11 protein-coding genes are annotated in these 11,099 nt (G+C 70.1%); 1 reads left to right on the top strand and 10 read right to left on the bottom strand.

Annotation, left to right across the window (positions count from 1 at the left end):
• Positions 1-5: 5 nt before the first annotated feature.
• Complete coding sequence (locus M1203_RS15820) at positions 6-1,025, bottom strand: ABC transporter substrate-binding protein (RefSeq protein WP_249950330.1); 1,020 nt, start codon at positions 1,023-1,025, stop codon at positions 6-8.
• Positions 1,026-1,182: 157 nt separating this feature from the next.
• A complete protein-coding gene (locus M1203_RS39210; RefSeq protein ID WP_374403068.1) occupies positions 1,183-1,296 on the bottom strand; it encodes a putative leader peptide in 114 nt (37 codons plus the stop codon).
• A 196-nt stretch (positions 1,297-1,492) separates the two neighbouring features.
• On the opposite strand from M1203_RS39210, the gene M1203_RS15815 reads away from it, so the two are divergent.
• Complete coding sequence (locus tag M1203_RS15815; protein ID WP_249950329.1) at positions 1,493-2,275, top strand: IclR family transcriptional regulator; 783 nt, start codon at positions 1,493-1,495, stop codon at positions 2,273-2,275.
• Positions 2,276-2,732: 457 nt separating this feature from the next.
• Here M1203_RS15815 and M1203_RS15810 read toward each other — a convergent pair whose 3' ends face one another.
• The 8 genes from M1203_RS15810 to M1203_RS15775 all read right to left on the bottom strand — a co-directional run bounded on the left by M1203_RS15810 (position 2,733) and on the right by M1203_RS15775 (position 11,060).
• A complete protein-coding gene (locus M1203_RS15810; RefSeq protein ID WP_249950328.1) occupies positions 2,733-3,668 on the bottom strand; it encodes an alpha/beta hydrolase in 936 nt (311 codons plus the stop codon).
• A 47-nt stretch (positions 3,669-3,715) separates the two neighbouring features.
• A complete protein-coding gene (locus M1203_RS15805; protein ID WP_249950327.1) occupies positions 3,716-4,360 on the bottom strand; it encodes an LUD domain-containing protein in 645 nt (214 codons plus the stop codon).
• Positions 4,357-5,796, bottom strand: a complete 1,440-nt coding sequence (locus M1203_RS15800) for a lactate utilization protein B (protein ID WP_249950326.1) — start codon at positions 5,794-5,796, stop codon at positions 4,357-4,359. The genes M1203_RS15805 and M1203_RS15800 overlap by 4 nt, the downstream gene beginning before the upstream one ends.
• 31 nt (positions 5,797-5,827) lie before the next feature.
• Positions 5,828-6,583, bottom strand: coding sequence for a (Fe-S)-binding protein (locus tag M1203_RS15795; RefSeq protein WP_249950325.1), 756 nt, complete (start codon positions 6,581-6,583; stop codon positions 5,828-5,830).
• 5 nt (positions 6,584-6,588) lie between these two features.
• A complete protein-coding gene (locus M1203_RS15790; RefSeq protein ID WP_249950324.1) occupies positions 6,589-7,503 on the bottom strand; it encodes a carbohydrate ABC transporter permease in 915 nt (304 codons plus the stop codon).
• Positions 7,500-8,432 (bottom strand): carbohydrate ABC transporter permease, encoded by a 933-nt coding sequence (locus M1203_RS15785; RefSeq protein WP_249950323.1) that lies wholly within the window; start codon positions 8,430-8,432, stop codon positions 7,500-7,502. The genes M1203_RS15790 and M1203_RS15785 overlap by 4 nt, the downstream gene beginning before the upstream one ends.
• Positions 8,429-9,859, bottom strand: a complete 1,431-nt coding sequence (locus tag M1203_RS15780) for an ABC transporter substrate-binding protein (protein WP_249950322.1) — start codon at positions 9,857-9,859, stop codon at positions 8,429-8,431. The genes M1203_RS15785 and M1203_RS15780 overlap by 4 nt, the downstream gene beginning before the upstream one ends.
• Before the next feature lie 103 nt (positions 9,860-9,962).
• Positions 9,963-11,060: an enolase C-terminal domain-like protein gene (locus M1203_RS15775; RefSeq protein WP_249950321.1), complete on the bottom strand. Its 1,098-nt coding sequence runs from the start codon at positions 11,058-11,060 to the stop codon at positions 9,963-9,965.
• Positions 11,061-11,099 lie beyond the last annotated feature (39 nt).

The following is an 11,099-nucleotide window of genomic DNA, read 5'->3' as shown; positions in this document are numbered from 1 at the left end:
GGGGTTCAGGGAGCGGAGGAGCCGGCCGACTGCCGACGCACGAGGGCGGCGGCGCGGCGCAGTGGCTCGGGATCGGTCCAGGTGGTGACGTCCACGGCCTCGGGCAGGAAGCCGTGGACGCGCAGGGCGGCCTCCTGTCCGGCGAGCAGGGCGAGGCGCCCGGCGGACAGGTCGGGGTGGAGGGCGAGGTGTGTTCCGGACCGGTAGGCGCCGGCGACCCCCTCGGCACCGGCACCTGTCTCGGCACCGAGGACACGGGCGACCTCCGCGGGCTGTCCGGCGGCCCAGTCGGCCGCCCTGAGCAGGACGGAGAGGAAGCGGTCCACGAGGTCGGGGTGGTCGTCCAGCAGGTCCTGGCGGACGGTGATGGGGCGCGGAGTGCCGTTGTTGACGCGGAATCGGGTGTCGGGCAGCTCGTCCAGTTCGATGGCGATCTCCACTCCGGCCCGCCGGGCCGCCTCGACGGCGAGCGCACCCTTCACGTACACGGCGTCGACGTCCCCCCGGCGCAGGGCCGCGAGTTCGGCGGCCCACTGCCCGTCGTATCCGTCGGCCGGCACATCGACGAGTACAGCGTCGTCGAGGCCGAGTCCCGCGGAGGCGAGCGCGCCTTCGAAGCCGCGTACCGCCATGGCCCGCCAGAAATCGATGGCGATGGAGTGGACGGGGAGGGCGAGCCGTCGGCCACGCAGCGCCCCCGCGTCCCGGATACCGGAGCCTGGCGCGACGAGCACGGTCTGGCGCTCCTCGATCCAGGTCAGTCCGATCAGCCGGGTCCGCGCCCCTCGGGAACGGGCCCACAGCGCGGGTACGTTGCCTCCCTCCCGGAACAGTCCAGGCAGTTCGTGGGTGAAGTGGGCGGACCGGTCCGCGTCGGGGGCGGCGTCCTGGAGGGAACGCACGGTGATGCCGTCGAGGGCGAACTCGTCGGCGAGCCAACCGCGGTCGGCGGCGATGCCGGTGGCGGTCGGTACGGGACAGCGGGTGAACCAGAGTGTCCTGGGCAGAACGGCGGCATGCGTCATGAAGTCCTCCAAGAGGAAGCGGAGGGGCGGCGGGGCGGGGCCCCGCGTATGGCCGAGCCTCCGCAGAGGCCAGGGTGGGAGACCGCTTCGGGGCAGAGTGTGAGCGCGGAAGGCACCGAGGGGTGCGAAAGCGTGGGCGCGAGGTCGCGCGGGTGAGTCAGCGACAGGTGGCGCTGGAGACGCGCGCCAGGTCGATATGACGGCGCAGCGTGAGTGTGAGCAGAACCGGGACGGCCGCGGAGGCCGGCGTCGCGGTACGGCGAACAGTCATGGCCCTGCTCCCTTCGGCTCGTCGGTGGTAGCGGTGGGAGCGTGCCACGGAGACGCACTCGATCACAAATGGCTTCCCATCATGTGGGATCGAATATGAAGGGAATGTTTCCTGAGGTGCTTGCCGCCCCGCTTCGCTGCCACGATGTGGCGATGTCGATCCCCCCCGTTTGCGATGAGCTGAGAGTGATCCGAACATGACCGAGGCCGCGACGACGCGCGCTCCGGGCGGTACCCAGGCGGTCCGGCGAGCCCTGGACGTCCTGCACTGCTTCCACGACAACGGGCCGGACCTCAGCGCGTCGGATCTGGCGCGGCGGTTGGGACTCTCGGTGTCCACGGCCCACCGGCTGGCCCGTACGCTGCTGGGCGCGGGCTTCCTGGAGCAGGACGCCCGTACCTCCTGTCACCGGCTCGGGCCCGCGGTGACCGAGCTCGGCCGGCTCTCGTACCACCAGCGGGGACTGCATCTGGCCACTCCCGAGCTGACCGACCTGGCCGAGCGCACGGGCGCCACCGCCGACCTGGCCCTGCGCAGCGGTCCGTACGCGGTCATCGTGGCGGGCGGCTCGGTCACCCCGAGGATGGGTCTTCGCAGGCCGCTGCACTCCACGGCACTGGGCAAGGTGCTCCTGGCCTGGGCACGTCCGGGCGAAGGCGGACCGTCCTCACTGCCACCGCTGCCCGCCTTTACCGACCGCACCATCGTCGACACCGACACTCTGAAGTCGGAGCTGACCCGGGTACGGGCGAACTCCTACGCGCTCAACGACGGCGAGTCGGCCTACGGTGTGCGGACGCTGGCGGTCCCGGTGCTGGACGGTGCGGGATACTCACGCTTCGCTCTCGCGGTGCGGGCCACCCCGTCCGTGATCACCGACGAGCGGACCGCATGGTTCCTGGCGCAGGCGCGGTCCTGCGCGCGGGCGCTGGAAGTACTGCTGCTCTCCCCTGCCGAGCGACGACCCCCCGCGCCCTGACTCGGGAGCCCGCGACGAGCCTCCGCGAAGCTCGGCCGTCCACGAGGCCCTCCGTCGTTCAGCGCGATCGGGCAGGTCAGGGCCCGGATGCTCGGGAAGAACACTGGAAGACAACCGCGAAGAGGACACTCCGCCGTTCCGTGGGAGCGCCACGCCGGACCGGTGACGGACGCGAGGACCACCTGGAGCGGCTCGCACCCGAGGACTTCCTGTGGGAGCCCACTGACCTGACTTGGACAGGGCGCCCGGACCCCGCCGGAAACTGGGTGCCGGCCTGGCCCGGCGACGGACCGGCGACCGTCGCCCGGCTACAGGATCTGCGTGTCCAGTGGCCGTAGGGCTCGGGAGGAGGAACGTCGTCCAGCACGGCCACCGCGTCGTCGAGCCCCATTGCTCCCCAGGTCGTTCGTTGCCGCGGCCGACCTGGTGGACTCGCCCAGGCCCTCGCGACGGCGCTTCACGGGCTCAGGTGGTGGGCCAGGAAGGCGACACTGCGTGCGACGAGGGGGGTGACATCGGCGTTGAGGAAGATGTGCTCGGCGCCCGGTACGGCAAGGACCTCCGCCTGGTTGCCGGCGGCCCTCAGGAGTTGGGCCAGGCGCTCACTGTGTTCGAAGGGCACGAGCGTGTCGTGGGTCCCGTGGACCAGCAGGAAGGGCGGCGCCGGGGATCCCCCGTAGCTGACGGGGCTGGCCGCCGCGGCGAGGCGGGTCCTGTCCGCCGGGTTGCCGCCCAGAAGAGTCACGATGGGGTCGCCGGGACCGGGCCGGTCAGGCACCAGCGCGCCCACGTCGGTGATCCCGTACCAGTCCACGACAGCCGCGACCGCGCTGTCGCCCTCTCTGACTCCCTCCGTGCCCTCAAGGTCCGTGTCTTCGTGCGAGGGCTGAGCCCCGCCGGTCGGCCCGGTCAACCCGGCCAGCGCGGCCAGGTGACCGCCGGCCGACTCGCCCCACACGCCGATCCGCTTCCCGTCGATCCCGAGCGGCCCGGCGTAGTGGCGCAGGTAGCGGATGGCTGCCTTGACGTCGTGCAGTTGGGCGGGGAACGCGGCTTCGCGCGCGTGGCGGTAGTCGATGGTGGCGACGGCCAGGCCTGCCCGTAGCAGGGAGCCGAACAGGAGGTCGGCGCTGACGGTCGGCGGTGGGTGGCGCCGGTCGCCCTCCATCCAGGCGCCGCCGTGAATCCACACCACCAGGGCCGCGGGTTCGGCGGTCAGGGGTACGGAAAGGTCGAGCAGGCGTGGCCGGTAACCGGAGTTGGTGGCGTAGCTCAGCTGGTCGTACCGTCGGACGCCGTCGGCGCCGGTGACGGGAGCGGTCGGTGGCAGCTGTACCGGTGGGACGGCGAGCTCCGGGGGTGGCCAGGTGATGCGGCCGGGCACGGATGTCATGGCTGCTCCAGGTGTCGTCGAGAAAGGGCGCGCGTCACCGTCACGGCTCAGCCCCGCACGAGGACGACGTCCAGCGTACGGGGGCCGTGGACGCCCTCGACGCGTTCGAGTTCGATGTCGCTGGTGGCCGAGGGGCCGGAGATCCAGGTGAGCGGGCGGGTCGGTGCCAGCCGCGCGACGGCGGCCGGTACCGAGGCCACGACCTGCTCCGGCGCGCGCACCACGCACAGGTGGTGGTCGGGGATCAGGCTCAGCGCCCGGCGGCCCTGTCCCGACCCGCCGTCCAGCACGATCGTGCCGGTTTCGGCGATGGCCAGTGCGCACGAGGTCACCACGCTGTCCGCCGTGTCGCAGGCCTGCGGGCTCAGCGGCGGGGTGTCGCCGAGACGGGTGGCCGCGAAAGCGGTGAGCCACTGGGCCGGCAGTCCCTCGGGGACGACGACGGTCCGTGCGCCCCGCCGGGCCAGTACGGCGGCCACTGTCTCCGGCAGCGCGGCGGCGTCACACCGGTGCACAGTGGCGCGGTACTCGGCGAGCCGGTCCTGGAGCAGATCCAGCAGTCCGCCGGGATCGTCCGGCGCGTGAGCTGCCCAGTATTCACGGGGCACGGGGACATCCTCCGGCCGCTCCTCGCCGGGGACGTCGCTCAGGGCGGCGCGGATACGGCCGAGCACTATGTCCCGGCTGCTCATGGGCCCTCCTCGGTTGTTCGGTTGGCGCGCCACCAGTCGCGGAAGGACGCCGCCGGCATCCGGGGCAGATCGCGGAACTCGCTCCAGGCTCCGCTGCCGGGTCCGGGCAGGCGCCGGGGATGCAGCCGTCGCGTACGGGAGGCCGCTCGCTCGGCCGCGGCGAGGACCGCGGGACGGTCGAGAACCCAGCCCGCCGCGCGTACAGCCACCTTCTCCAGCCGGTGGCCCGCACCGCCCTGTACAGCCACCCGCTCGCGGAGGCGGACGAGCACCTCGGGGATGTCGATGGCGACCGGGCAGACCTCGTAGCAGGCGCCGCACAGCGAGGAGGCGTACGGCAGGGAGGCGTCCAGTTCGGTTGCGGTGCCGCGGAGTTGCGGGGTGAGGATGGCGCCGATGGGACCGGGGTACGGGGAGCCGTAGGCGTGGCCGCCGGCGCGTTCGTAGACCGGGCAGACGTTGAGGCAGGCCGAGCAGCGGATGCAGCGCAGCGCCTGGCGGCCTGTGGTGTCGGCCAGGGTGCCGGTGCGGCCGTTGTCGAGCAGGACCAGGTGGAAAGCGCTGGGCCCGTCGCCATCGGTGATGCCGGTCCACATCGAGGTGTACGGGTTCATCCGCTCGGCGGTGGAGGAGCGGGGGAGGGTCTGCAGGAAGACTTCCAGGTCATGCCAGGTGGGCACGACCTTCTCGATGCCGACCACGGAGATCAGCGTTTCGGGCAGGGTCAGGCACATCCGGCCGTTGCCCTCCGACTCGACCACGACGAGGGTTCCGGTCTCGGCGACCATGAAGTTGCCGCCGGAGACTGCCACTTTGGCCCGCAGGAACTTCTCACGCAGGTGCAGGCGGGCGGCCTCGGCCAGTTCGGCGGGATCGTCGGTCAGTCCCTCGGGCGCCGGGCGGCCCCAACTGCCCATGGTCTCGCCGAAGATGTCCCGGATCTCCGCGCGGTTCTTGTGGATCGCCGGCACGAGGATGTGGGAGGGAAGGTCGTCGCCCAGTTGCACGATGAGTTCGGCGAGGTCGGTCTCGTAGGCGGTGATGCCTTCGGCGGCAAGGGCTTCGTTGAGGCCGATCTCCTGTGTGGCCATGGATTTGACCTTCACGACTTCGGTCTCACCGGTGGCTTTGACCAGGTCGGCGACGATCCGGTTGGCCTCGGCGGCATCGGTCGCCCAGTGCACCACACCGCCGGCCCGGGTGACCGTGTCCTCCAACTGCTCCAGGTAGTGGTCCAGATGCCGCAGCGTCCTGTCCTTGATCGCGGCCCCGGCGGCGCGCAGCTCCGCCCAGTCGTCCAGCTCGGCGACGGCCCGCTCGCGCTTGCCGCGGATCGTACCGGTGGCTCGGGTCAGGTTCGCCCGCAGCCCGGTGTCCCGGGTGGCGTCGGCCGCCGCGCGGGGGAAGGCCGGGAACCCCAGGTAGGTACCGGTCATCGCAGAGCTTTCGTTCGGAGGTACGTGTCGGTCATCTCAAGGGTTCCGTCCGGGTGGAGGCGAGGATTTCGGCGAGGTGCAGCGGGCGGAGATCGCTGCCGTGACGGCGCAGCATCCCGTCCAGGTGCAGGAGGCAGGAGTTGTCCGCGCCGCACAGCACGCGGGCGCCGGTGCCCTCGGCGTTGCGGATCTTGTCGGCGCCCATGGCAGCCGAGACATCGGGGTTCTTCACCGCGAAGGTGCCGCCGAAGCCACAGCACTGATCCGCGCCGGGGAGTTCGATCAGTTCCAGGCCCTCGACGGCCTCCAGCAACCGCCGGGGCCGGTCGCCCAGTCCGAGCACGCGCAGCCCGTGGCAGGACGGATGGTAGGTGACGGTGTACGGGAAGTACGCGCCGACATCGGTCACCCCCAGCACGTCGACCAGGAACTCGGTGAACTCATGGACCCGGCCGGCCAGCGAACTGGCCTGATCGGCAAGTCCGTTGCCGCGCCCTTCCGCGGAGGCCCGCGCGCCGAGGCGGGGATAGTTGTCGCGGACCATGGCCACACAGGATCCCGAGGGGGCCACCACGTGGTCGTATCCGTCGAAGGCCTTCGCCATGCGGCGCACGAGCGGCTCGGTATCCCGGCGGTAGCCGGTGTTGAACTGGGGCTGGCCGCAGCAGGTCTGCTCGTACGGGAAGTCCACCTCGACGCCGAGCCGTTCGAGGACGGTGACGGTGGCGATCGCCGTCGCCGGATGGACGGCGTCGTTGACGCAGGTGGGGAAGAGCGCGACGCGCATGGCGCTCATTCCTTGGTCGCGCCCGCGAGCATGCCGGACACCAGCGTGCGCTGCGAGAAGAGGAAGAGCACCAGCACGGGCAGGATAGCGACGACGATCGCCAGGGCCAGTTCCGGGATGGTGATGTTGAGACCCGCGCCGGCCACCGGGTTGAACGACGGGGTGGAGGTCAGCAGTTGGTTGAGGCCCACCTGGACGGGGAACTGCTCGCTGTTCGGCAGGACGAGGTACGGCAGGAAGAAGTTGTTCCAGTTGCCGACGAAGCTGAAGAACGCGACCAGTCCGACCACCGGCTTGGCCAGCGGCAGCGCGATGAGGGTGAAGAGCTGCCATTCGTTGCAGCCGTCGATCCGCGCGGCCGACAGCAGGTCCCTGGGCAGGCTGCTCCCGAAGTAGATGTAGACCAGGTACACGCCGAACGGATAGAAGGAGAAGGGCAGGATCACGGACCAGACGGTGCCGATCAGATGGAATTTGTTGAGTTCCAGGAAGACCGGCAGCACCAGGGTGGCCTGCGGCATGATCATGGTGACCAGGGTGATGGTCAGCAGCGTCTTGCGGCCCCGGAACTTCGTCAGGGCCAGCGCGTAGCCGGCCGGGACACTGACGGCCAGGGTCAGGATCAGCGAACCCCCTGAGTAGATCGCCGAGTTGCGCAGCCAGGTGACCATCGCGCCGTCCTGGAAGGCGAACAGGTGCTGCCAGGCGGCACCGATCTGCTGGAACGACCCGAAGGAGAGCGGGTTGTCCCGCACCACCTGGCCCGCGGTCTTCGACGGTGCGAGCAGCAGCCAGATCACCGGCAGGACGAAGAACACCAGCAGCAGGGCCAGCAGGAGGCCCACGATCAGGAAGGAGACGGCCCGGGAGGGCTGAAGACGCCGGCCCGTCACCGTCGAGGAGAGAGTGGATTGCGTCATTTCTCATCCAACTTGAACAGGTTCGAGCGGGCGACCAGAAGTCCGGCGGCTATGAGTCCCAGCACCAGCAGGAAGACGGAGATAGCGGCGGCGCCGTTGAAGTCGCCCTGCTGGAAGGCGTAGACGAAGGCCAGCTGGTTGGGCGACCAGGTGGGGCTCACCCGGCCGAGACTGGCCGTCTGGAGCAGTTGGGGCTCGACGAACAGCTGGGTGCCGGTTGCGAACGCCATGATCGTCATGTACACGATCCACTGCCGGATCATCGGAATCTGGATGTGCCAGGCGGTGCGCCAGGGCCCCGCGCCGTCCATCCGCGCGGCTTCCAGCACCTCGTCCGGGATGTTGTTCAGCGCCCCGTACATCACGACCATCCAGCCGCCGGCGCCGGTCCAGAAGGCGATCAGCATGAGGATCAACGGCAGGTTGCCGGGCGTGAGTACGGCCGCGAAGCTGTGCATTCCCATGCTGTTGAGCAGCCAGGACACCGGGCTGACGTCCGGGTCCAGCATGAACAGCCACACCAGCACGCTGGCGACCCCGGCGAGGGCGCCGGGAATGTAGTACAGGAAGCGGAACACCGCCGAGGTCCCGGGCCGCACCCGGCTGCGCAGGACCACCGCGACCAGCACGACCAGCACGACCAGCACAACCAGCCACATGACCAGGTAGATCAGCATGTGGGTGAAGGCCGGGACGAAGCGGTAGTCCTGGGCGACCTTCACGAACTGGTTGAGCCCGGTGAACTGACCCTGGTCGTTGGTGAGCGCCAGGTAGAACGAGTAGCAGGTGGGGAAGACGCCGAAGGCGAGCAGCAGGAGCACGTAGCCGGCGACGAAGAGGTAGCCCGTGAGGCCGGGGCCCCTCCGCCGCGGCTCGGCGCCGCGGCGGAGGGGGGAGACGGCGACACGCTCGGTCTCCAGCAGTGTCATTCGTTGACCACCTGGTATCCCTCGGCCTTCGCCTCGTTACTGATCTCCTTCTGCCAGGCCTCCAGCGTCGAGGTCAGGCTCTTGCCCGCGGTCAGGGCGGGCAGTACGACGCTGGACCAGGCGGTGGCGTCCGAGAACCTGGTGTTCGACCAGCCGGTCCACACCTGGCCGGCGGCCTCCTTGAAGGGCTTGCTGATGTCGTTGGCGAAGTAGTCGCTGTTGGCCGGGTTGGCCAGCCAGGCTTCGGCGGCCTTGGTGTAGGCCGGGTAGGTGGGCGCGGACGCCTGGTTCTCGTTGGAGGTGGTCAGCCAGGTGACCAGGTCCGTGGACGCCTTGAGGTTGGAGCTGTGCGAGGACACCATCCACACGCCGCCGCCGACGTTGCCGGTCGCGGTCGTGGTCTCGTCGTCCCACTTCAGCGGGGCCGCCGCGGCGATCTGCTTGGCCGGGGTCTTGAAGGCGGTCTTGAACAGGTACTGGCCGTACCAGGACGGGCCGTACGCCATCAGGACCTTGCCGCCGCTGTCCTTGGCGAAGCCCTGGCTGAAGAAGCCCTTGGTGGTGACGGCCTTGGCGTCGATCAGCCCGTCCAGCAGGCTCGCCATCCTGGTGCAGTTCGGGTCCCGGAGGTCGGTGCGCAGGGTGTCCGGCTTCGTCAGTTCGAACGCGGGGCACTGGCCGGCCCAGAGGTATGACTCATGGGAGTTGGTGTCGCCGACCGATCCGACGAGATATCCGGGGTGGTCCTTGGCGACCCGCTTCCCCAGGGCCGCGTACTGCTCCCAGGTGGCGGGAACGTCGTAGCCCCACTTGTCCATGAGGTCCTTGTTGTACCAGAGGACCACCTGCGCGATGTCGTTGCGCAGGCAGTAGGTGTGACCGTTGAACTCGCAGGGGGCGAGTGAGCCCTTGGCGAAGCCGTCCAGCGTGCTCTGCGGTACGAGGTCGCTGTCCAGGGGCGCGGCGAAGGGCTGTGCGTCGGGCGTCGTGGGCTCGGACGCCCAGGTCACGTCGGTGGGTGAGCCGAACACCACGTCCGGCCAGCCGCTGCCGGTCCGGTCGAAGAGCTGCACCTTCGACTGGAGATATGTGGAGCCGTCGGCGCCTCCGTCGTACGTGACGATGTTCATCCTCACGTCCGGGTGCGCCTTCTGGTACGCCTCCACCGACGGCAGCCGGGTCGAGTCCGCCCAGACCGTGATCTGCGAGCCCTCCTTCTGCGTGGCCGGCTCGAAGGCCGCCGCCGAGGGAGAGGAGTCGGTGGAGGTGTCGGCGCTGGCGCAGCCGGTCAGTACGGCCGCCGCAGCCAGGGAGAGCGCGGCGGCCGCGGTGCGCAGAACGGTGCGTCGTCGGCCGGCCGTCGGAGAGCCGATTACCGAGGAGCCGTCTGTCGAAGAGCCGGCTCTCGGAGATCCGGAAGACCTCATGGTCTTGCCTTTCTGGTTTCTTGCATGGGACGGGTAACGCGCCTGGTGAGGGGCGCCGGCTTCGGTGGCGGTCCCTATGGGGGGAGGGACCGCCACCGGCCGGTCAGCGCGGCTGCTCGACGAACGGCAGCAGTTCGCTGCCGTAGCCGAAGTCGAGCGGGAGGGAAATGCCTGGCCCTGTGGGGGCGTGCACCAGGCCCTGGTCGTCCACATGGCGCTCGCGGACGGCCTTCGCCGCGGTCACCAGGGACTCGTAGTAGGTGGTGTTGGAGATGGCCATGCACAGGTGGTGGTTGGGGATGTCCGAACCGTGCACCTCGACACGGAGCCGGTAGGCGTCGGCGAGGTGCGCCGTGCGCATGGCTCCGGTGATCCCGCCGCGGAGGGTGGTGCCGGCCCGTACACCGAAGGTGGCGGCGCCGGCCCTGATGAAGTCCGCGGAGTTCATATGGGCTCCGTCGGAGGTCTCGGCCACCAGCAGCGGTACGTCCACGGCCGCCGCCAGCCGCTGGTACGCGGAGATGCTGAACTCGCGCATCGGCTCCTCGTACCAGAGGTAGTCGGCCTCCGAGAGCGCCCGCCCCAGGCGGATCGCGTCGGGCAGGTCGAATCCGGCCGATCCGTCGTACATGAGGGGGACCGACGGACCGACGTGGTCACGCAGCGCCAGACAGAGCTCGGCGTCCCGGCGGGCGTCGCCCCAGGCGTGCAGCTTGATACCGCGGTAGCCCAGTTCAAGGCACTGGTCCGCCACGTCGAGGAACTCCGCGGTGCTGGAGAACGTCGAGGTGGAGGCGTACGCGGGGATCGCCTCCCGGAAGCCGCCGAGCAGGCGCCAGACCGGCTGGCCGTGGTACCGGCCGGCCAGGTCCCACAGGGCGGTGTCGATGAGGCCCAGGGTGGGGAGCGGGAGTTCGTGGATACGGTCCAGCTCCCACACCCGGTGCCACAGCCACTCCCGCTGGAACGGGTCGGCCCCGACCAGCTCGTCACGGAAGACCAGATCGACCAGGTCCCGCAGGGTGGTGAAGGCTCCCGGCCGGGCGAACAGGGCCACCCCCTCGGCTCCCTCGTCGGTGCCGATGCGCAGGACCGCGCCGTCGCCCACCGGAGCGCTTCCGCTCAGCCCGTCCCTCCAGCGGAAGGGCGGGCTGGCCGCCGGAACATCGATCCGGTGTACTTCGACATGGGTGATCTTCATCCTGGCTTTCGTTTCTGTGGGGAACGTGGCGCCCCCGGA

The organism is Streptomyces sp. 35G-GA-8, assembly GCF_023534745.1.
Classification (GTDB): domain Bacteria; phylum Actinomycetota; class Actinomycetes; order Streptomycetales; family Streptomycetaceae; genus Streptomyces.
This window is presented reverse-complemented; position numbering and strand designations above follow the sequence as displayed.